Here is a 22,457-nt window from a genome sequence, read left to right as displayed (position 1 = left end):
CCCGGCGGGCGAATAACGGTGCGCCCTATCCTTTCACCGATCCGAGCATCACCCCCTTGGCAAAATGCTTTTGCAGAAACGGATACACGATCAGAATCGGTACCGTGGCGACAAGGATGGCGGCCATCTGGATCGTCTCCGCCGGCGGCGGGTTTTCCAGCAGCGCCTGAGCGTTGGCGAGCGTAGCCGTCGCTTCGTTTTTCGTTACGATTTGCCGCAGGATGACCTGTATCGGCCATTTGGCCGGGTCGTTCAAGTAGAGCACTCCCGTAAAGTAGTTGTTCCAATGCGATACGGCGTAGAACAGCCCGAAAGCGGCCAAGGCCGGCTTCGACAACGGGGTAATGACCTTCCAAATGATTTGCAGGTCGTTCGCGCCGTCAATGACGGCCGCCTCCGTCAGCTCGTTCGGGATGCCCATGAAAAATTGGCGCATGACGATCAGATAAAACGGGCTGATCGCGACCGGAAGGATGAGCGACCAGATCGAATCGAGCAATCCCGTCTCCTTCACGACGATGTAGGTAGGGATCATCCCGGCGGAGAACAGCATCGTAAACAACACCATAAACATCAACGTGCCGCGGCCCCACATATTCCGGGAGAGTGAATAGGCGAGCGAGGCCGTCATCGCGATATTGACGAGCGTGCCTACGATCGTAATGACAGCCGTCAGCCACAACGAGCGGACGAAGGAGGACGACTCGAAAATGAACTGATACGCCTCGATCGTCCACGTTTTCGGGAGCAAAATGAAATCGTTTTGCAAAAATTCCTTATACGTCGTAAACGAAATCGAGAACACGTACAGGAAAGGAACGAGCATAACCGCGGCGATCAACAGGAGCGCCAAGCTATTGGTCCAGTCGAACACCCGGTCGGCGAACGTCCGATGCTTCATGCTGCGGAACCTCCTTGGATGGATGGGCGGGGAATCAATACACGCCTTCCTCGCCGAATTTCTTGGCCAGCTGATTCGCCGCTATGACGAGCACGAGGCCGACAAGCCCTTTAAACAAACCGACGGCGGTCGCGAAGCTGTAGTCCGATTGCTCGATCCCTTTTAAATACACGTAAGTGTCGAGCACCTCGCCCGTCTCGCGGTTGAACGGATTCAGCATGAGGAAGATTTGCTCGAAGCCCGAGTCCAGGACGTTGCCGAGCCGCAAAATAAGCAGGATGACGATCGTGCTGCGAATGGCGGGAAGCGTAACGTGCCAGATTTGGCGAAACCGGTTCGCTCCGTCGATCATGGCCGCTTCATACTGTTCGGGATTGACGCCGGCAAGCGCCGCGAGGAAAATAATCGTGCCCCAGCCCGCTTCCTTCCAAATGACCTGGGCGACGATCAACGGCTTGAACAGGGCGGGATCGGACAAAAACGGGAACGGTCCCATGCCGAAGCCCTTCAAAACCCCGTTAATGATCCCTTCGCCCCGCAAAAAGATAAAGCAGATGCCGACGACGACGACCCAAGACAAAAAGTGCGGCAAATAAATGATCGATTGCAAGAAGCGCTTGTATAGTTGATTGCGCACTTCATTCAGCATAATCGCCAGCACAATCGGAATCGGAAAGGCGAACGCGATTTGCAGGAAGGAGATGACCAGCGTGTTCCACAACACCCGGTTGATTTCCGGACTGTCGAAAATCCGGCTGAAGTGAGCCATTCCGACCCATTCGCTTTCCCAGATGCCGAGAAACGGATTGTAATCGATGAAGGCGAGCGACAGCCCGAACATCGGCACATACTTGTACACGATAAAAAACAAGACGCCCGGCAAGGCGATCAAAAACAGATAGCGGTCCTGCCACCATTTTTTTCGGGTGCGGGCCCACCACGTTTTGCGGACCGGCGCCCTTGCGGACGCTGTGAGGTTGTCCGCCGTCCTAGCTTCCATATCGTATTTCTCCTCTCGTTGGATGACTCGGGGTACGAAACCGAAACCGTGGAAACGTTTCCCGCCGCTTCCGCTTTACTTTCGCATTCCGCGATTTTATTGCGCAATAATCAGTTTTTTCGCACGCTTTCCCGGAAAATGATAAAACCGCAGCGATAAATGACAAAGCCCCTATACGGGGCTTTCGTCGTGAAACCCGAATTTGCTCCGGTACTGCCCCGGCGGCATGCCGGTCACCTGCTTGAACGTCCGCGAGAAGTTTTGCACATTCGTGTAGCGCAGCCTTTCCGCCATTTCTTTGATCGGAATGTCGGTGTGCGCGAGCCATTCCATCGCAACCTTCATCCGGTATTCGATGACATAATCGACGAAATTATGGCCGGTTACTTCTTTGAACACTTTGCTGAAATGGGACGCGGAGAGGCCGAACGGTTCGGCTACCCGCTGCAGCGACAAGTCGCTCTCGACATGATCGCGAATGTAGACGAGAGCTTGATGGACGATAGCCGTCTGCCGGTCCGGGGACTGAAGATTTCCTACCACGATCGGGAAGATGACCGCCGAGAACCAGTCGGCAATTTCGTCGAGCGACGTCATCCCGTACAGCTGACGGTAAGGGTCCTTCTCGAATAAGGACGAGGTGTCCTTGCCCAAGCTTTGCATCAAAAATTCAAGCTCCCCGAGCAAAAAAGCGAACTGCCCGAGCACCGTTTCCGAGTTCGGCACCTGCTGCGGGACGATATGCTTCAATTCGGAAAGGCGGGCACGCGCCTCCTCGAGGTCGCCGGCGGATAAGCTTTCGACGATCGATTTGATGTGCCGCAGCGTCGCCGACCGGGAAACCGTCAAATCCGGCGCGATCGAGCCCGGGTCGATCCATTGCGAATGCCCCAGCAGCAGCCGGTACCCGAGCAGGCCGTTCGCTTCCCGATAAGCGTCATGAATGCCGGCGTACCCGGCATGCGGTCCGCTGACGGCGACGGTCACCGTAAAAGCGAAATAAGCGCGTACCTTCTCGATGACTTGCGCGCCGATTTCTTGCAACGCCTCGAGGCCGTCGCCGTTACTTCGGTCAAAGCCGATAATGGTCGCGACCTGTCCCGGCGACGGTACGACCGTCATCGCCCCGAGCCCGGCGAACAGCTCCTCGATCAGCTTGCGCAGCGCGTACCGGAGCAGAGACCGGTCGCGGTCCCCGTACAAGCTTTGGAACGAAGCGTATTCGTCGATATCCGCTATGCAAACGTAAAACGTTTGGCCGGCGCCGGGAAGCCCCGCCTGCTTCGCCGCAAGCGGGAGGTCCAGGTCCCCCGTCTCCCCGCGAAGCAAGGCCAGGCACACCGATTCCTTGAATCGGGGCGACAGCTGGTCGATTTGCAGCTTCAGCGTATTATTCGTACGGGCCATATTGTCGATATACGAGTCGATGGCCGCGAGGCCGTCGTCCGGCGAAGGAAGCGAGTCGGCCGACAGCTTGCTCGTAATGCGGCGAATGGGCGTGTACAGCCGGTTCGACCCGATCAAGGCCACGACCATCCATACGGCGATAACGATTGCGACGATTCCCCACGTCATGGAGCGGATATGGTCCGATTTCCCGTTCAGCTGCTCCATGGGCGTCATCGCAATATAGGTCCATCCCGTCAGCGCCGACCGCTGCAGCGACAAATGATACGGGACGCCTCCCAGCACGAGAGGCGAGTCGAACGACTCCGGCGATTGCCAGAACGAGTACAGCTCCGACGTCGTCGTAATGGTTCCGCCGATCTCCTGATCCCGCTCGCTCATCACGATCGTGCCGCGCTGGTCCAGAACTAGCAGCTTTCGGTTTTCCCCGAGCTTCGCCTGATCGAACATCTCGGCGACTTTCTCCCGATCCAGCTGCGTAATGATCATGCCGTCCGGCTTGCCCTCGTAAAACATCGGCACCGGCCTTGCGACAAGGAGCTCCTCCTGCTGCGGGTACGTGTTCGGAGGAATGAGCGTCATCGCGTTATAGCGGAATTGCACTTGTCCCGCCCATTTCGAGAACGGAAATTCGGCCGCGTCGATCAGCCGGTCTTTCGTGGAGAAGACTTTGTCGTGGTTGAAAAAAACAAATAAATATGAATGCCGAGATCCGAAAAATTGCGCTGCCGCAATATCGTCTCGGCCATATTCAGGGCTTCTCCGTTATGCTGAAGGCTTGGCCCCCGCTTGACCGCGTTCTCGATCAGAATGTTGTTCGCGAGCTGCACCGCGGCTTGATCGAGCCTCTTCACCATATCGTCGATCTGGTATTGCATTTGCCGCAAAATGATTTGATGGTTGCGGTCCACCTCGGCCTGCACGGTGCGCGAGGCGATCGACGAGGCGGCGAAGCCGAGCAGTAGCACCGGAACGGTGCTTGTGAGCAGCATGTACAGAAACATCTTTTGTTTAAATCCGGTACGCCGGAACAAGGAAACGCGACCGAGCATTCGGATCAGCGGCATGAGACTTCACGTTCCTTTCTGGTCGGCCTGTTCTATGAACGGTCCATGATGGAAAAAAAATCCCCTTTGAGAAAAGGGGACTCGTAAATGGACCCAAATTAAAAGGAATAACGCCAAAGCTCGCGATCGTTATGCTTGTAATACAGGTTCCCGAGGCGGTCGGCGGTCAGCATGTCCGCCCCGTCCGATTGAAGGATGGTCACCGCTTTGTCCGCTCGATCGATTTTGAACAAATATTTGTTGCCGATCGTTCCGTAGACGGAGTTCGGATCCTTATCGACCGTCACCAGGTCGGCATCCCGATACGCCCCTCCCGGGTACCGCACGTCGGGGAATTTTTCCTCGAAATAGTCGAACGTTCGACTCTCCGGGTTGAATACGAACAAGTAGCCTTCGGCGAAGCCCCACAGGTTGCCGTCAACGACTTCCAGCTCCGTGATCGCGGTCGGCTTATCGCCGTTCGATTTGGTCGGCAGACGGAGCTCCGCCGTTTTCGTCTTCGTTTCCGGATCGTAGATGAACAGCTTCGCTTCGGTTTGCGTCGGAATGCTCGAATACCCGCCCCGTATCGAAGAGCCCCCGTACACAAGCCCGTTATGGTAGACGAGCGCGGTAACGCTCTGGTCCGTTACGATGTCTTTATGAACGGTCGTGACGCCCGTCTCGTAATCGTAAACGGACAAGGCCCCTTTTCGCTCATTGGTGATCCCCGTACTCCCCATGAATACCCGATTGTCTCCGTAGGCGATCGATTTCGGCCGATCCTGGCCGTATCCGGAGGTGCTGATGCGGCTTTTCGGATTGACGCCGGGGTTCCAAGGCTCGTTCGGATCGTATTCGAACAAGTTTCCGCCGGGATAGACGCCGAGATACAGCTTGCCGTTGTAAGACGCCATTTTGTCGATCTGGTTGATCGGGGCGTATACGTATTCCGGCTGGTTGTCGTTGGCGTCTCCGGCGAACGGACGATAGACGCCCAAACCGCCGTATTGGAAAGCGCTCGTATAAATGTTTCCGTCCGGCCCCGTGCCGATGCTGTTAATAGCGCCCGGTATGCGCGGAGCGCCCTCCACCCTGGCCATGCGGAACGATCCGTTTTGCGGGTTGTATTTCATCAGGTACGTTTCATTATTCGTGGAAGCGACCGCAACAAGCGTTTCGCCCGGATAAGCCGCCTGATCCTTCAAGGTGATCCAGCCGAAGCGTTGAACCCGGCCCGGAACCGTATGCTCCAGCGTGGTAAAGGTTCGCGACGCGATGTCATAGCGAGCCAGCTTGCCGTTCTTAATGAAATAGACGCCGCCGTCGCGCTCCGGCGACACGCGGGGGGTGGTCCCCGAAATGCCCGCCTCCTCCGTGGCTGTGACGGATCCGTCCGGATTCGTCTGGACGTTCAGGACGACGATATAGCCGCCAAGCGAAACGAACACGCGATCGCCCTCGAATTCGACCGCCCCGGCCAGCGGTGTCGTTTTATACTTTGCCGGCAAAATATCCGTTTTGCTGCCGGTCGCATGATCGTACCGAATGACGGACGCATTGGCGCCGACGGCCAAATAGGAGACGTTGCGTTCGGCGTCGTGCGCCAGTGAGCGCAAATATTGAATGTTTTGCCCCGGAGCATCGTAAATGGGCATGCTGCCGATTCGAGTGAAGCCGGCGGACGGATCGTATTGGAAAAACCCGGCGTCGTCGTAAGTGCCGCCGTATACTTTCCCGTCCTTGCCCGCCGCGAGGTCCCAAACGAACTGCTGGTTCGGCAGCGGCAGGCCGAGATCGGTTATCGCCGTGTCTCCCGGTACATACTTATACATTTTGCCGTTCTGGTAGGCTCCGAAGTAGACGGTGCCGTCCGACGCGGTCGCCGCGCCCCATGCGCCGGTCGGGTTGGCGTTCGACGCGGGGAGCGGGATCGCCTTGGATACGCTTTCAGTATCGGCATCGATAACTTGCATGATAGGCAAATCGGTAGCGTTCCCCGTAATGACGGAATAAATGCTGTTCTGGTTTTCGCCTATTCCGAAGGTGGAGCCGAGAGGCGCAGACGTCCCGACCTGTGCGCCGAGATTCGTGAAGTCCTTGGTAAACCGGATATGGTCCCAATAAGCCGTTCCTTCATTTTCTTTACCGGAGTAGAGAAGGACTGCGGCGAAGGCGGCCCCGGCAGGCGCGGTCATGCTCGCTTGAATCGTCTTCCAGTCGGGTGCCGGTTCGGCCGCGGTATGGGTCCCGTTCAACAATTGCCCGCCGGCGTCATAGAAACGGAGATGGAGCTCGGCCGTTCCTTTCTCGGCTTTCACATCCGCGAACGCCACATAACCGGCGCCGGCTTCGACGGCCAGCTTCCCGCTTTCCAGGCCGACGGCCCGCGACTTTTTGGTATCGTCGATCCGGACGCTATACTGTCCGTCGCGGGACTGTTCGTTCGTAATCCGGGCTCCGCTGCCTTTTTCGTCCCGGTCGTTCCCGTTGTCCTTGTCGATCACCGGCGTCCATCCGGTCAAATCCTGTTCGAAGCTGTAATTGTCGAACCGGAGATCGGCGGCGGAAGCGGGCTTGTGGAAGGGCGGAAAGGCGATCAGAAAGGCGATCGGCAAAAGTAGCGTTGCCCGTAGCGGGAGTTTGCGGCGAACAAAACCGAAGTTCAAAACGATTCCTCCATTCTGTTTAAAGAGTAACCATCATTTTCATTCAAATCGTACCGCATGGTGGTTCATTTGTAAATAGCATGTTTTTCATTATTTGAATTACAAGTGTACATTTAATCAATCAGATTGATTGTATTTCTTTCTTTTTGTATGATATAACTGATTTATATGGGAAAACAACCCTGATAAATCGATATTTATGAACCACGACGGACGGAGAGAATATACGAGCGGCCGGAACATGATATAATGAGGGTTATACGAGGAACCGGGAGAGAGTTCGAGCATGAAGAAGAAGGCTGACGAGTTCAAGAAGCTGATGGATGAGATGATTCAGGCGCTGAAGCATGAAATTTCTACCGGGCGTTATGAGGCGCTGCAATATTTGCCGTCGGAAAAAATGCTGGCGGAGCGATTCGGCTTGAGCAACAATTCCGTGCGCAAAGGTCTCGATACGCTCGTCGAGGAAGGCTGGATCGACAAAATTCCGAGGGTCGGCAACCGCGTGAGATTCAGAACCGCCCCGGTCGCCTTGACGGTGCTCTGCAATCCGAATTCGGTGCGCGATGTTTACTTGGAAGCGTTATTGGCGGACTTCCGGACGAGCTATCCGTCGATCACCGTAACGATCCGTACGGTTGACGATAATCCGGGTTTCGCGGAAGCGCCGAACGACGTCCTGCTCCTCAATGAATATCAGTTCCGGGCCATGGTTGAACGGGAACGGGCCGGCATGCTGGAATCGGTGCCGGCCAAAGAGGAGATTTATCCGTTTTTACGCGACTGGTTCACGCATGGGGAGCGTCTGGCTGCGCAGCCGCTCGTGTTCGGACCGGTCGTCCTTTGTTACAACAAAAACCATTTTGTCGAATGCGGGCTGCAGGAGCCGAACGGCGGCTGGAGATGGAGCGACCTGATGCTCCACGCGCGGAAGCTGACGGAAAGCGGCCATTACGGCTTTTGTTTTCATCTCCCGGCGCTGAACCGGTGGCCGCTTTTTTTGCTTCAGAGCGGGGAAGGCTTCCAATGGGAGAACGGCCGGATCCGGGATTTCCGCGGCACCCGGCTTATGGAGGGCATCCGCTTGTGCAAGGAGATCATCCATAACCGGAACGTGTTCCCGCTGTATTGGTCGGAAGGCAATAACGATATCAATCAGATGTTTTTGGACGGCAAGCTGTCGATGGTTCTGACGAGCTACTTGGGATTGAACGAATGGAAGCAAACGAGCCTCGATTACGATGTTTCGCCGGTTCCGTTCATCGCCGAGCCGCGCACGATGGCCATCGCGATCGCGGCCGGAGTCAACGCCGATTCGAAGCATAAGCAGGAAGCGCATTTGCTGGTCGACTATTTGTCGTCCCGCCATGCTCAACGGATGATCCGGCGGCATACGTTCGGCGTTCCCGCTTTCCGGGATGCGCATTCCGGCGCCGAGAGCGGCAATCCCCAATTGCCGAGCCGCCATTCGCTGTATCGGGAAATGCTGTTCTCCTATCGCACCCATCGGGACCTGAACATTCCGGTGACGATGATTGCGAGCTTATTCCGGGAGCTCAAGGCGTATTGGGCGGATATGATCGACGAGGATGAACTGTGGGAGCGTCTTCGCACGCAGTTGACGGAGCCGTAAGGGTCGGAATGGTTCTCCAAAACAAAAAGAGTCCGCAAGGGACTCTTGAGGCTGTCGAGAAAGTCCAAAAAGAAAGATGAATCCCTAAATGGGGCAGCGGAGATGTGCGGAAAGCGAGGCGGCTGACTTGAGAGCAATGCGCTAGCATTGCTTGCTTCGGAAGCAATCGCTTTAAAATCGAGTTCAAACCGCTAGATTCAAAAGAAGAACTCGAGTTTAACGGAAGTGGAGCGCATTCCGCTGCCTCATGCCTTCCTAAGCTTCGTCTCTTTGCCATCTTTCTCGACAATCCGAAGAGTCCGCAAGGGACTCTTTTTATTTTGCGATTTAATCGCTGCCAAGGGCTCGGACGCCCGTTCTTAGAACTGGAAGTAAATAAACGTGTTCTGCTCCCCCCGCAGCGCGAGGATGAGGATGGCGGCGACGGCCGTGTACAGCAGCGCCCGGACCGGGGCAGGGAAGTAGCGGTGCCACCAAGCCGACAGGCCGGTGCGATGCTTTTGCAGGAAATGCTCGACGATATGAAGCGCGAACAAGCCGACCGCGACCGCCAAGTACATATACAGCCCGGCGAAGTGGAACGCCTGCGGCGACAGCATCCGCTTGATCAGCGACAGCGCGTTGTGCAGCCCGTTCACCCGGAACAGCACCCAGGCGATGCAGGTAATATGGAAGAAGACGATGATCGCGATAACGTGATAAATGCGGCTTTTGTCGAGAAACCCGAGGCCGAGCTTTTCTTTTACGACGAGATAAATTTTGTGCACCGTCGCGAGCGCGCCGTAAAACATTCCCCACGCCACGAACGTCCACGAGGCGCCGTGCCAAATGCCGGACACTGTCATCGCGATGAACAGGTTCGTGTATTGGCGAACCTCGCCTTTGCGCGAGCCGCCGAGCGGGATGTAGATGTAATCCTTGATCCAGTTGGACAGCGTAATGTGCCAGCGGCGCCAAAACTCCGTCGGATTCGTGCTCAAGTAAGGCGTCCGGAAGTTGACCGCCAGCTCCATGCCGAAAAAGTAGGCGATGCCGAGCGCCATCTCGCTGTACGCCGAGAAGTCGAAGAAAATTTGGAAGGCGAACAAGTAAGCCGCCACCCATCCTTCGGCCCCCGTCATCGTCGACGTATGCGCGAAAAATTGATCGACGTGGGGCGTCAAGTAGTCGGCCAGCACGACCTTCTTGAATATGCCGAGCGACAGGAAAAACGCTCCGAGCCGGAAGTTGGCGGCGCTGTAGCGGATTTTCGCCAAATTGTCGATCTGCGGCATAAACTCCCGTCCGCGCATGATCGGTCCGGCGACGAGATGGGCGAAAAACGAGATGAACACCCAGAAGTGGAACACCGACTGGGCGGGCTCCCATTTCTTCTTGTACACGTCGACGAGGTAGGCGATCATCTGGAACGTGTAAAACGAAATGCCGATCGGCAGGACGATTTTCAGCAGAAACGAGTTTTCCGTCAGCAGCTTGACGCCCGTCCAATTTTCCGCCGAGCGGATCAAAAACGTCGTATATTTGAAGAAGACCAAGTTCGCGACGTTGACGATAATCGAAAACCAGAGCAGGAAGCGGGCGTAAGGGCCGCGCATTCCTTTCGAGCAGTAGTACGTAAAGGCCGTCATCGCGAGGAAAAGGATCAGGTTGCCTACGCCCGCGACGACGTAGAAGATCATGTTCGCCACGGTCAGCATCGGGATGCGCCAGCGCGGCAGCGCGTAGAACAGCACGAGCGAGACGATCATGAGCGTTATAAACTCGGGAGTATGAAAGAGCATCGTCGTTCTCCTATCCGTTCGAAATCTATAGAAGTTGGCTTTTCCTCGATGTTTCTTCTGTTCAACTTCTATTCGTTACTTCTGCAAGTACGGCCACAGCACGTCGGCCAGCTTGGCGTTGCCTTCCGGCGTGAAGTGGGTATGGTCGGAGAAGTAATCGCCCGCCATTACGCCTTCCAGGTTGACGTAGACGACGTCCTTGCCCGCCATCATCCGGTCGATCGCTTGCAGATTCGCTTTGTAGCCCGGCTTCTCGACGGCTTCCTTCATCAGGTCGTGGTTCGTTCCGCTCAGGACGACCCATGTCTTTTTGCCCTTTTGGTGCTCGAGCATTTTGTTCAGGAAGTAGACGTCCCAATTGTTCTCCGACAAATCGAGAGGCTTGTCCGAGAAGCTCGCGATCAGCTGCGGGTCTTGGAGAAACCGGCCGTAATCGATGCCCTGCGATTCCTGCCATGCCTTCTTGACGTGCCAGGTGCGCGAATCGTCGAGCGCGTCGCTCGGAATCGGCTTGCCGCGCACTTTCAGCCACAGGTGCTGCAAATCTTGGCGCACGTAATCTTTGTACCGCATGAGCGACAAATGCGGCAGCCAATCTTCGTGAAGCGCCCGCTGGAAATATTGATACGGATCTTCCGGCGTCTTGAAGTCGGAAGCCTTCAGCTGCGGCAGCACATGCTCGTACGCCTCATGGTCGAGCTTGCGCAAATCGTTGCCGAGCCAGAAGACGGAGCGGGGACCGGGATTCCGCGGGACGAACGAAGCGTACCGGATATTGAACAGCAGCCGGTCCGTCGAAATGCCGAACTTGTCCAGCTTGAGCAGCATCGTGTAAAAGTCGCCGATCTGCATCGCCGGGAACGAGAGGTTGTAGATCGCCGGCGCTCCCGGCTTTTGCTGGAGGAAGACGTTGACCGCCTGGTCCGAGCTGCCCGGGCTGCCGTAAAACACCGAATCGCCGAGCATGACGATATAGTCGGTCGGGTCGTGCCGGTCGATATCCCGCTTCACCTGCTCGAGGACGGCGTCGATGTCGTGCATGTTGTTGTTGTTCAGCATGAGCGTATAGTCCATCCGGTTATGGTATACGTCGGAGAGCTTAAAAGCGTAAGGAAAAAGGAACTGGAGTGCGATCAAGTAAACGATGACGTATTTGACGGCTTTCATGGCAGTTGGAATTCACCCGTTTCCGAAGTCAATAGTACTATTGTGTCCGAACATCCATTAGACGTCAAGAATCGGGGAAAAGTTTTGCGGTTCGACGCCTTTCGGGCCGCGGGCGGAAAAACGGCGCGAAAACGAAGCCGGGCTTGCTGAAACGGCGGGACGGCGCTATAATGAATCCCATCTCGACTGCATAGATGGCACGCGATGAAGAAGAGGAGTACGCATGGCGAAAGCGTCAGAGAGCCGGTGGATGGTGCGAACCGGTGCGGACGGCATGCCGAATGGACTTCCGAGCGACCGGACCGAACGTTCCGACGGCGTCGTCACGACGCTTGTATCGGGAAGCCGTAGGCTCCGGCGGGACGCCCGTCCGTTATCAAGGGGCACGGTATCGAGGAAGCGGCGGGATCGCCCGACTCCGTACCGGATCCAAGAGAGTTCGCGTTCGCGCGCGGACTAATGAAGGTGGCACCGCGGGTCTTCCCGTCCTTTTCGAACGGAAAAGGACGGGGAGCCCTTTTTTTATTCGCGGGGCGAATACGAGCGGGAAAGGAGCGTGGTCGCGATGAGCGACGGTTGGTGGCGCGAAGGCGGAAAGACATGGACGATCGGAAGAAACGTTCGAATATTCAAATGGAGGGATTTCGATGATTAGAACGGGATTGGTGTCGGGCATCCGCCCGACGGGAGAGCTGCATATCGGCAATTATTACGGCGCGCTGAAAGGGCTCGTCGAGCTGCAGGAGCGGTACGACGCGCGATATTTCATCGCGGACGTCCATTCGCTGACGACGCATCCGAAGCCGGACGGCTTGCGCGGCCTCGTCGTCGAGACGGCGCGGAACTATTTGGCCGCGGGACTGGACCCGGAGCGGTGCACGCTGTACGCGCAATCGTCGGTCGCGGCGGAGGTGTGCGAGCTGCACGCATACTTGAGCATGGTCATGCCGCTCGGGGAGCTGCTGCGGGTGCCGACGTTCAAGGATAAGGCGAAGCGCCACCCGGATAACGTCAACTACGGGCTTGTCGGCTATCCCGTCCTGATGGCCGCGGACATTTTCCTCGTCCGGACCGAGCTCGTCATGGTCGGCGAAGACCAGCTCGTCCATTTGGAGGTCGCGCGCGCGATCGCCCGCCGATTCAACCAGCTGTACGGCGACTTGCTGCCGGAGCCGCAGCCGCTCGTCGGGAACGCCGCGCGTATTCCGTCGCTGTCGGGGCAGGGCAAGATGAGCAAGTCGGACGACCCGGCCGCGTGCATCGGGCTGGGCGACGACGAGCGGACGGTGGAGGAGAAGACGCGCCGCGCGCTGTCCGACCCGCTGAGAGCGTACCGGCATCAGCCGGGGCATCCGACGGAGGACGGCTGCAACGTGTTCCGGCTGCATACGTTTTTTACCGGCGAAGCCGAGCGGGAGGAGATCGCGGCATCGTGCTGCGAAGCCCGGATCGGCTGCATCGACTGCAAGAAGCGGCTGGCCGAACGCTTGAGCGGCATCGTCGAGCCGTTCCGCAGGCGGAAGGGGTCGATCGGCGAAGCGGACGCGCTGGACGCACTGCGGCTCGGGCGGGACAAGGCGAAGGAGGCGGCCGGGCGGACGATCGCCGACGTGCGCCGGGCGATCGGGCTGCAGATGCTGTGAGACGGAAGGGCGCCCGCCGATGCGGGTGCCCCCGCTTTGCGGGAACATATTGCAAAAGGAGGAAGGCAGTGTTAAGTTGAAAGAAAACGGCCCGGCTTCCGCGGAAGCGGCGCCATTTCGAGGAAAAGGGTGATCGTCCCCGTATGTTCGCTCGCTGGAGAGACCGAGTCCGAACCGTCCCTCGCTACATGAAGCTGCTGCTCGCGTTCGGCGTTTTGATCGGCGCGGTGCCCGTTCTGGCGCTCGGCCTGTACTCGTACTATACCGCGTCGGGAGACGTCGAGCAGAAGATGAAGATCAGCACCGGCCAAGTGCTGCTGCAGACGCAAATGCGCGTGGAGCAGATGATGAAGACGCTGGAGCTGACCGCGATGCAGTACGCCAATTCGCCGCAGGTGACGGCCGCGCTGAACGGTCCGCTCGACGTGACCGACTTCACGAGGGTGCGCAACCTGTATACGGGCTTGTACAATTTGCAAACGCTTTCCGGCATGAGCGGCGGCTATTTGGTCGGGACCGAGCACGACTGGGTCATGAGCTTTACGTCCGTGACGCCGCTGGCGCAGTCTCCCCTTGCCCGGCAATTGGAGCAATACGCGAAGCGGCCGAACAACCTGTTCTGGGATATCGAACCGATCGCGGGCTCGGGCGGGAGCGGCGAAATGGCGGCGGGCGTCGGAGCGGACGGGGGCGCGGATACGATTCGGATGGTGTATAAGCTGCCGATTTTGCCGTTCACGCAGCAGCCGAAAGGGTTTTTGATCATCGAAATGCTGAAATCCGGCTTCCGTTCGCTGCTGGCGGCGGACCCGGAGCGAACGGGCGAGGTGTATGCGCTCAGCCGCGAAGGAGCCGACTTTTTGAATATGCTGGACGACCCGGACGGCGAATACGAGCGGATCAACAGGCGGATCGCCGAAGCCGTCTCCCGGCCCGGAGCTTCGACCGGCTTCCTGACCGAGGAAGTCGGGGGGAGGAAGACGATCTTTTCGTATCGCGGCTCCGCCTATAACGGCCTCATCTACGTATCGGAAGTGTCGCTCGAGCAGCTGACGCGGCAAACCCGCAAAATCGCCGTCGCGACGGTCGTCGTCTGCAGCGCCATTCTCGCCGTCGTCGGCATTTTGGCGCTGCTGGCCAGCAGACGGATGTATTCGCCGATCCGCCGCTTGGCCGAGTTTACGAAAGCGGTCCAAATCGGCGAGACGGGGGGCCGGGACGAATTCAGCTCGATGGAGGAGCGGTTTCGGACGCTGTTCAGCACCGGACAGCAGATGAAGCAGCAGATGCAGGGGCAGTTTACGCAGCTGAACGAATTTTTGATGCTGAAGCTGTTCGCCGGCCAGCTGTCGGAGCGGGATTTCGCCTACCGAAGCGAGCTGTACGGTTTCCCGTCCGGCTGGAAGCGGCTCGCGGTGCTGACGCTGCAGATCGACACGCTGCACGATACCCGCTACCGCGAGGAGGACAAGGAGCTGCTGCTGTTCGCGATTCACAATATGGTGTCGGAGCTTGTGCCGTCCGGACATCGGTTCAGCCCCGTCCTGCTGGACCAGTCGCAGGTGACGCTGATCACGAGCGAGCTGGAGGACGAAGCCGAGCTGCGGTCGTACGTTCACCGGTACGCCGAGCACATTCGGGCGAAGGTGTACGAATATTTGCAGGTGCAGGTCAGCATCGGCGTCAGTCGGCCGTTCGCGAAGCCGACGGAGGCGGTCCGCGCTTATCGGGAAGGGCTCGAGGCGCTGAACAGCCGTCTCTTGTGGGGCGGCGGCATCATCGTCCATTACGGCGACGTGCGGACCGAGCGGGGCGGAGCCGCCGCCGCGGCGTTCGCCCAGCTGAAGGCGGCCGAGGAGCGGCTGGCGAAAGCGCTCAAGTCGGACGATCCGGGCAAGGCGGTGCCGCTGTTCGACGACTATATGACGGAAATCGCGGAGCGGCACATAGGCGCGAACGAGTATCCGATCCTGCTCATGCAGCTCGTGGCGCGGCTGTATCAGGTCGTCCAGGAGAGCGGCGGGCACGTGCACGAGGTGCTGGGCGAGCGCGGATCGTACCGGCAGCTGATGAAACGGAGCACGCCCGACGATATCGCGGAATGGTTCAAGCGCGACCTGCTCGGACCGATCGTCGACTTTCTGAACCGGCAAGCCGAGTCGCAGGGCGTCGGCATCGTCGCTCGGATCGTCCGGCTCGTCGAGGAACGGTACGACCGGGATATTACGCTGGAGGGGATCGCCGAGGAGCTTCACTTTCACCCCGTCTATTTGAGCCGCGTGTTCAAAAAGGAAAGGGGCGTCACGTTCAGCGACTACTTGGCCGAATACCGGATGAACGTGGCCAAGGAATGGCTGGAGACGACGACGCTGCGGCTGTCGGAAATCGCGGAGAAGCTGAACTATTCGAATACGACGGCGTTCATCCGCATCTTCCGCAAAGTCGTCGGGATGACGCCCGGGCAGTACCGGGAACGATGCCGCCAGCCATAACCGCATGCATGCACGCACGGCCTTCGCGGCGGGCGCTCCCAAGCCCGGCCTTTCCCGCGAAGGCCTTTTTGCGTTCCGCGAGCGCTAGGTTATATCCGGAGTACGCCGGGTTAAGAACGGTATACGCCCTCGGCGGCGGCCCGCATGGCAGGCGGCGTTCCGGGCGGCGGCCGAAACGGGTTGCATTCGGTGCCTATCCTGTTCCGAGCGAAGGGGCGATAATGGACGCGAAGGCAACGCCTTATCGAAACCGAAAGGAGGGCTCTCATGATGGCGCCAACCGACGCGAATGCGAGGCGTTTGCGGGAAGCGTCCGGCCGATCGGCATGGTTGAACGATTTGGTCAAGGATCGCTGGCTGTATGCGATGGCGCTGCCGGGCATCGTCTACTTCCTCGTCTTCAAATACGTTCCGATGTACGGCATCGTCATGGCGTTCCAGGATTTCAAGCCGCATCTCGGCTTCCTGAACAGTCCGTTCGTCGGCTTGAAGCATTTTCAGCGCTTTTTCGGCGAGGAGCAGTTTTGGACGCTGTTCCGCAACACGTTCGTGCTCGCGGTGTACAATCTCGTCTTCTTCTTCCCGCTGCCGATCGTGCTGGCGCTTATGCTGAACGAGGTGCGGCGGGAAAAATTCAAGCGGTTCGTCCAGACGCTCGTCTATGTGCCCCACTTCGTATCGTGGGTCGTCGTCGTCGGCATTTTCTACATGCTGTTCACGACCGAGGGCGGAGCGGTCAACGAGCTGCTGTATGCCGCGACGGGCGAGAAAATCCCGTTCCTGCTCGAGCCGGAATGGTTCCGGCCGATGATCGTCAGCCAGACGATCTGGAAGGAGGTCGGCTGGGGAACGATCATCTTCCTCGCCGCGCTGGCCGGCGTCGATTTGCAGCTGTACGAGGCGGCGCGCATGGACGGCGCGGGAAGATGGAGGCAGCTGTGGCACATTACGCTTCCGGCGATTCGCAGCACGATCGTCATTTTGTTCATTTTGCGGCTCGGCAGCTTTCTGGATTCCGGCTTCGAGCATATTTTCCTCATGCTGACGGCGACGAATCGCGAGGTCGGGGAAGTGTTCGATACGTACGTGTATGTGAAAGGGCTTACCCAAGGCCAGTACAGCTACAGCGCGGCGGTGGGGCTGTTCAAGTCGGCCGTCGGCCTCCTGCTCGTCGTCTCCGGCAATTGGCTGGCGAAACGGTTCGGGGAAGAAGGCATCTACTAACCGGCGGCGAAAGGAGTGGAAGTCATGACGTACGACAAAACGTGGGGCAACCGGCTGTTCGATTGGATCAACGGCACGCTGCTCGTCCTGGCGGCGCTCGTCTGCATCGTCCCGTTTCTGTACGTGCTGGCCGTCTCGTTCACGGCCCCGCACATCGTCGCGCAGGGCGGATTCATTTTGTACCCCAAGGAATTCTCGCTGGCGGCGTACGAATATATTTTCTCCACGAACACGCTCGTCCGCAGCATGGGCGTCTCCGTCTACGTAACCGCGCTCGGCACGCTCATCAATTTGACGCTGACGTCGCTGCTCGCGTATCCGTTGTCCCGGCGCCACCTGCGGGGGCGGAAATGGATGATGCTCGGCATCGTCTTCACGATGCTGTTCGGCGGCGGGCTCATTCCGACGTATTACGTCGTCAAGTCGCTGCATATGATCGATACGCTTTGGTCGCTCATGATTCCGACCGCGATCAGCGCCTTCAATTTGATCGTGCTCAAAAACTTTTTCCAGCAAATGCCCGAAGGGCTGGAGGATTCGGCGAAAATCGACGGCTGCAACGACGTCGGCATCCTGATCCGGATCGTGCTGCCGCTCTCGCTGCCGGCGATCGCGACGTTCGGGCTGTTCTATGCGGTCGACCATTGGAACCGGTACTTCCAGGCGGTCATGTACATTAACGACAGCGGCAAATGGCCGGTGCAGGTGCTTCTCCGGGAAATCGTCATCAACGCCAGCAGCCGGATCGGCGACACGAGCATCGAGGAGATGTACATTCAGCCGCTCACGATCAAGATGGCGGTCATCGTCTTCGCCACCTTGCCGATCATCGCGATTTACCCGTTTTTGCAAAAGCATTTCGCCAAAGGGGTCATGCTCGGCTCCGTGAAAGGCTAACATTCCGCGCCGTCTGGCGCGCATTTCGGGAGGGCGGTTCCATGAACAAGAAGAAGCTCGCCACCATTTCGTCGGCTGTCGTCGCGGTTTCGCTGCTGACCGCGGCTTGCGGGAGCACGTCGGGGACGGACGGAGGGGGGACGGCCGCGTCGTCCGCGCCGGAAGCCCCGCTTCCGCTCAGCATCGCGATCGCCCAGGTGGGCGACATTCCGGCGAAGGGCAACGCCGTCGAGCAAGCGATCGAGAAGTACACGAATACGAAGCTGGACATTCAATGGATTCCGAGCGCGGCCTTCAACGACAAAGTGAACGTCATGCTGGCGTCGAACGAAATGCCCAAGCTGCTGAAGGTAAACCAGACGCCGAACGTCGTCAACGCGATCGAGTCGCAGCTGTTTTGGGAAATCGGGCCGCTGCTTTCATCGTATAAAAACTTAAGCGCCCAAAACGAGCAATTTTTCCAAAACATTTCGGTGGAAGGCAAAGTGTACGGGGTGCCGCTGTACCGCAACATGGGGCGCGGGGCGATCGTGTACCGCAAGGACTGGTTCGACCGGCTCGGCTTGACGGTGCCGAAGAGCATCGACGGCTGGTACGATACGCTGAAGAAGCTTACGCAGAGCGATCCGGACCAGAACGGCAAAAACGACACGTACGGCATCGTTTTGAACAAGACGTACAATCAGGGCGCCGCTTCGATGCTGACCCGGCTCGCCGTGGCGATGGGCGGAGTGAACAAGTGGGGCGTCGACAAGGACGCCAACTTCACGCCTGAATTCATGACGAAGGAGTTCGTCGACGTCCTGAAGCTGTTCCGCAAGCTGTACGAGGAGAAGCTGATCAACCAGGACTTCGCCGTGCTCGACGCGACCGAGGCGGAGAAGCTGTTCGACACGAGCCGTGTGGGGGTCCGGTTCGCCGTGGCGACGAACGGCAAAAGCCAGCAGGACCGGCTGAGCAAGACGGCGCCGTCGGCGGTCGTCGACGTGGCGAGCTTCGAAGGTCCGCAGGGCGTCCGGATTTCGTCGGAGAACGGCAACAACGGCTTCCTCGTCATTCCGAAATCGTCCGTCAAGTCGGAGGCGGAGCTGAAGCGGGTGCTCGCGTTTCTCGACAAGCTGATGGATCCCGATATGTCGACGCTGCTTCTGCGCGGCATCGAGGGGACGCATTTCGCCAAGACGGCCGACAACCGGACCGAATTTATCGGCGACGGCTTCAATGCGTTCCAGCGCGAGGTGAAGCCGTACCGCGACAATTTGCCCGTGCTCGAAGGGTACAACGTCGCTCCGCTCAAGGATGTGCCGATCGGGGAGAAGGGGACGAAGATGGAGTCGGACGGCATCAAGTATATCGTCTCGAACCCGGCGCTGACGCTGACGTCGGCGACGTTCTCCGAGCGCGGCCAAGAGCTGGAGCAGCAAATGAACGACGCCCAGACGAAATTCATCATGGGCAAAATCGACGAGGCCGGCTACCAGGATGAAATCGCCAAATGGAGAAAGGCCGGCGGGGACAGCATCATGGCGGAGTACAAGGCGTCTTACTTGAAGCTGCGGAAGAAATAGCGCACGAAAAACGACCGCCGGTTGGCGGTCGTTTTTGGCTGTCGGGCCGTCAGCCTCCCGCGTGAAACGCGATCGTGCGCACCGGCTCGTACATCGGCGTGCGGCCGAGATGGCTGCGGTACAGCACAATCCGGTCGGCCGCCCACTCGAGCGGCGGCTCCGCGTCCGCGGGGAACAAGCCGCGGACCGCGTCCTTGCGCGCCGGCGCGCCGCCCGCATATTGGCGCGCGAGCGTCACGTGCGGCGAGTACGGCCGATCCTCGGTCGGATAGCCGAGCGGCGCCAGCTGGCGCTCGACGTCGGCCTGCAGGTCGCGCAGCGCCTGCAGCTTGCCGGCGAGGCCGACCCATAGGATGCGGGGCGCCATCGGCGCGCCGAACGTGCCGGCGCCTTGCAGCCGCAGCGGGAACGGCGTGCTCCGGGCGGCGATGCGCTCGAGCTCCGCCTCGACGGCGGCGACCGACGACGGGACGACTTCGCCGAGAAATTTGAGCGTAATGTGCAAATCGTCGGGGTGGACCCATTTTTTGAAAGGCAACGTTTTTTTCAACCCGTTCGCCGCGGCCGCGACTTGCGCCTTCAGCCCGGACGGAATCGGGACGGCGACGAACAGCCTCGGATGTTCGTCCTGCGTATTGTGCACCATCGTGCGCTTCACCTCGCTGTCCCCATATTACCGTTTTTTCCGGAAAACTCCAAATGGCGGGAACGGGCGGACGGAGGTGGAGAAGGCGCGTCCGGACGGCCGCGGCGGAGCGGCGCATTTTTGGACGGATTTCGGACAAATTCCCCCGATCATATTGAACGGCTAGGCGAATACTGCTATCATAGCCATATTACACAATCGGAAAAGAGGAATTGGACGATGACGAAGCGGGCTTACAATTTCAACGCCGGGCCGGCCGCGCTGCCGCTCGAGGTGCTTCAGCAAGCGCAGGAGGAGTTCGTCGACTTCCGCGGAATCGGCATGTCGATCATGGAAATTTCCCATCGCAGCAAAGAGTACGAGCAGGTGAACGACGAATCGCAGTCGCTTGTCAAGGAGCTGCTCGGCGTTCCGGACGGCTACCAGGTGCTGTTCCTGCAAGGGGGCGCAAGCACGCAGTTCGCGATGATCCCGATGAACTTCCTGAAGCCGGGTACGGCGGCCGGCTACGTGCTGACCGGCAGCTGGGCGGACAAGGCGGCGAAGGAAGCGAAAGGGTTCGGCGAGATCTATGTCGCGGCCAGCGGCGAAGCGAGCGGATTCCGCGCCATTCCGGCGCCTGGCGACATCGAGGTGCGTCCGGACGCGGCCTACGTCCACATCACGTCGAACGAGACGATCGCGGGCTCCCAGTATGCGGCTTACCCGGATACGGGGTCCGTACCGCTGATCGGCGACTTGTCGAGCGACATCATGTGCCGGCCGATCGACGTGTCGAAGTTCGATTTCATCTACGCGGGAGCGCAAAAAAATCTCGGCCCGTCCGGCGTCACCGTCGTCATCGCGCGCGACGAGCTGCTGCAGGCTTCGCCGAAGCACGTGCCGACGATGCTTCGCTACGATACGCACGCGAAGAGCAAATCGCTGTACAACACGCCGCCGGTCTATTCGGTCTACATCGTGAACCTCGTGCTGAAATGGATCAAGTCGCACGGCGGACTCGAGGCGATGGAGCGGATGAACCGCGACAAGACGAAGCTGATCTACGACGCCATCGACGGCAGCGGCGGGTTCTACCGCGGCTTGGTCGAGCCGGGCAGCCGCTCCATCATGAACATTACGTTCGCGCTCGGCAGCGAGGAGCTGGAGAAGCGGTTCATCCAGGAGTCGGAGAAGCAGGGCTTCGTCGGGCTGAAAGGACACCGCGACGTCGGCCATCTGCGCGCGTCGACCTACAATGCGGTCCCGTACGAAAGCTGCAAGGCGCTGGCCGATTTCATGAACGACTTCCGGCAGCGCAACGGCTGAAAGGAACCGACGCTTTTCGTTAAGAACGACCGCCTCGCGGCTTCAGGGCTGCGGGGCGGTCTTTTTGTTCGCGGGCGATCGGACGGCAGGGACTCCGCCTATCGCGGACGCACGTCCGGCGCGGCGCTTCGCGACATCCGGTACTCGGACGGCGACATGCCGTGATGCTCGCGGAAGACGCGGGCGAACGTCCGGTAATTGTCGTAGCCGACCTCGAGGCAAATGTCGGAAATGGACATGGAGCTGGTCAGAAGCAGCGTGGTGGAACGGGCGATGCGCAGCGCGTGCATGTAGTCGTTGACGGTTTTGCCCGTCTGTTCCTTGAACATCCGGCTGATGTAGGAAGCGTGCAGGCCGAAGTGGGACGAAACGGAGTTCAGGCTTATCGGCTCGTTGAAGTGGAGATGAATGTAGCGCAAAATGTTCCAGACGCGCGGACTCGTCGGGCTTTTCCGGGAGGGAGTCGGGTCGCCCCGGTCGAGAAGAGCGCGAAGAAACAGGGTGATCGCTTCGATCAGCTTGCCCCGCAGGATGGCGTCGCGTCCGAGCCGGCTTTCCTTGTATTCCAGGGTGATTTGGTCGAGCAAAGTGGTAACCGCTTTCAAGCGCTCGCCTTCGAAATGGTGCCAGGAAGGCAGCTCCGTGCCGACTTGATGAATCCATCGGGCGATATGCGATTCGTACGCGCTGCCGGACAAAATGCCGATGTCGAACATGCAGCTGTACAGCTTGAGCGGGGCGCCCGGATCGCTGCGGATCTCGTGGATGTGGTGAGGCAGCAGGAGCGACATCGTGCCGCAGCGCATAGGGTGCGCGACGCCGTTGATCGATTCGGAGCCGCTGCCTTCGACGACGAAGGACAGCTCGGCGAAGTCGTGATAGTGCATCGGGTAATGGGAACGGGGCTGGTGGCACGAAATGTAGAACGGGAGCCGTCCCTTTTGCTGGCCGACCAAAAATCGGTCGTCGGCGGTGGCGTCCTGATACTGGGGAAACAGGGCCAATCGAATTCCCTCCTCTTCATTGGAAAGCGGAATGGGCAATCGTCGAATACCGGCCTGCGATCGTCGTTGAC

Annotated in this window: 16 protein-coding genes and 1 other annotated feature; of the genes, 7 read left to right on the top strand and 9 right to left on the bottom strand. The window is 58.9% G+C overall.

The window, feature by feature from the left end:
- Positions 1 to 25 precede the first annotated feature (25 nt).
- The 5 genes from DLM86_RS02910 to DLM86_RS02890 all read right to left on the bottom strand — a co-directional run bounded on the left by DLM86_RS02910 (position 26) and on the right by DLM86_RS02890 (position 7,023).
- Entirely contained in the window at positions 26 to 901 is an 876-nt protein-coding gene (locus DLM86_RS02910) for a carbohydrate ABC transporter permease (RefSeq protein WP_110838444.1), read from the bottom strand.
- A 34-nt stretch (positions 902 to 935) separates the two neighbouring features.
- Complete coding sequence (locus DLM86_RS02905; RefSeq protein ID WP_110838443.1) at positions 936 to 1,901, bottom strand: ABC transporter permease; 966 nt, start codon at positions 1,899 to 1,901, stop codon at positions 936 to 938.
- Positions 1,902 to 2,072: 171 nt separating this feature from the next.
- A complete protein-coding gene (locus DLM86_RS02900; protein WP_110838442.1) occupies positions 2,073 to 3,911 on the bottom strand; it encodes a helix-turn-helix domain-containing protein in 1,839 nt (612 codons plus the stop codon).
- 41 nt (positions 3,912 to 3,952) lie between these two features.
- On the bottom strand, positions 3,953 to 4,375 hold the full coding sequence (locus tag DLM86_RS02895; protein WP_110838441.1) for a hypothetical protein: 423 nt from the start codon (positions 4,373 to 4,375) through the stop codon (positions 3,953 to 3,955).
- Positions 4,376 to 4,473: 98 nt separating this feature from the next.
- A complete protein-coding gene (locus tag DLM86_RS02890; RefSeq protein WP_158289292.1) occupies positions 4,474 to 7,023 on the bottom strand; it encodes a carbohydrate binding domain-containing protein in 2,550 nt (849 codons plus the stop codon).
- A 286-nt stretch (positions 7,024 to 7,309) separates the two neighbouring features.
- Between DLM86_RS02890 and DLM86_RS02885 the strand changes: the two genes are divergently transcribed.
- Positions 7,310 to 8,656, top strand: a complete 1,347-nt coding sequence (locus DLM86_RS02885) for an extracellular solute-binding protein (protein ID WP_110838439.1) — start codon at positions 7,310 to 7,312, stop codon at positions 8,654 to 8,656.
- A gap of 359 nt (positions 8,657 to 9,015) precedes the next feature.
- On the opposite strand, the gene DLM86_RS02880 is transcribed toward DLM86_RS02885, so the two are convergent.
- Both DLM86_RS02880 and DLM86_RS02875 read right to left on the bottom strand, forming a co-directional pair.
- On the bottom strand, positions 9,016 to 10,437 hold the full coding sequence (locus DLM86_RS02880; RefSeq protein WP_110838438.1) for an MBOAT family O-acyltransferase: 1,422 nt from the start codon (positions 10,435 to 10,437) through the stop codon (positions 9,016 to 9,018).
- 75 nt (positions 10,438 to 10,512) lie between these two features.
- Positions 10,513 to 11,604 (bottom strand): SGNH/GDSL hydrolase family protein, encoded by a 1,092-nt coding sequence (locus tag DLM86_RS02875; protein ID WP_110838437.1) that lies wholly within the window; start codon positions 11,602 to 11,604, stop codon positions 10,513 to 10,515.
- A gap of 195 nt (positions 11,605 to 11,799) precedes the next feature.
- Positions 11,800 to 12,098 (top strand) — a binding site (T-box leader).
- A 153-nt stretch (positions 12,099 to 12,251) separates the two neighbouring features.
- Here DLM86_RS02875 and trpS point away from each other — a divergent pair.
- The 5 genes from trpS (at position 12,252) to DLM86_RS02850 (ending at position 19,428) form a co-directional block, all read left to right on the top strand.
- The gene (gene trpS / locus DLM86_RS02870) at positions 12,252 to 13,247 is read left to right on the top strand and encodes a tryptophan--tRNA ligase (RefSeq protein ID WP_110838436.1); all 996 of its coding nucleotides are present in this window, start codon (positions 12,252 to 12,254) and stop codon (positions 13,245 to 13,247) included.
- A 143-nt stretch (positions 13,248 to 13,390) separates the two neighbouring features.
- Positions 13,391 to 15,739, top strand: coding sequence for a helix-turn-helix domain-containing protein (locus DLM86_RS02865; protein WP_110838435.1), 2,349 nt, complete (start codon positions 13,391 to 13,393; stop codon positions 15,737 to 15,739).
- A gap of 270 nt (positions 15,740 to 16,009) precedes the next feature.
- A complete protein-coding gene (locus tag DLM86_RS02860) occupies positions 16,010 to 16,963 on the top strand; it encodes an ABC transporter permease (RefSeq protein ID WP_110838628.1) in 954 nt (317 codons plus the stop codon).
- A gap of 24 nt (positions 16,964 to 16,987) precedes the next feature.
- Positions 16,988 to 17,860: a carbohydrate ABC transporter permease gene (locus tag DLM86_RS02855; protein WP_110838434.1), complete on the top strand. Its 873-nt coding sequence runs from the start codon at positions 16,988 to 16,990 to the stop codon at positions 17,858 to 17,860.
- A 41-nt stretch (positions 17,861 to 17,901) separates the two neighbouring features.
- Positions 17,902 to 19,428 carry an extracellular solute-binding protein gene (locus tag DLM86_RS02850; protein WP_110838433.1) on the top strand — a complete coding sequence of 509 codons (1,527 nt, stop codon included), beginning with the start codon at positions 17,902 to 17,904 and terminating at the stop codon, positions 19,426 to 19,428.
- 49 nt (positions 19,429 to 19,477) lie between these two features.
- Here DLM86_RS02850 and thpR read toward each other — a convergent pair whose 3' ends face one another.
- On the bottom strand, positions 19,478 to 20,086 hold the full coding sequence (thpR, locus tag DLM86_RS02845; protein WP_245954311.1) for an RNA 2',3'-cyclic phosphodiesterase: 609 nt from the start codon (positions 20,084 to 20,086) through the stop codon (positions 19,478 to 19,480).
- A gap of 207 nt (positions 20,087 to 20,293) precedes the next feature.
- Here thpR and serC point away from each other — a divergent pair, with 207 nt between their 5' ends.
- Positions 20,294 to 21,382, top strand: coding sequence for a 3-phosphoserine/phosphohydroxythreonine transaminase (gene serC, locus DLM86_RS02840; protein WP_110838431.1), 1,089 nt, complete (start codon positions 20,294 to 20,296; stop codon positions 21,380 to 21,382).
- Positions 21,383 to 21,480: 98 nt separating this feature from the next.
- Here serC and DLM86_RS02835 read toward each other — a convergent pair whose 3' ends face one another.
- On the bottom strand, positions 21,481 to 22,386 hold the full coding sequence (locus DLM86_RS02835; protein ID WP_110838430.1) for a helix-turn-helix transcriptional regulator: 906 nt from the start codon (positions 22,384 to 22,386) through the stop codon (positions 21,481 to 21,483).
- Positions 22,387 to 22,457: the final 71 nt, after the last annotated feature.

This window comes from Paenibacillus flagellatus (assembly GCF_003217775.1).
GTDB classification, from domain to species: Bacteria; Bacillota; Bacilli; order Paenibacillales; family NBRC-103111; genus Paenibacillus_AB; species Paenibacillus_AB flagellatus.
Note: the sequence above shows the minus strand (reverse complement) of the source record. Positions and strands in the feature narration are given on the sequence as shown.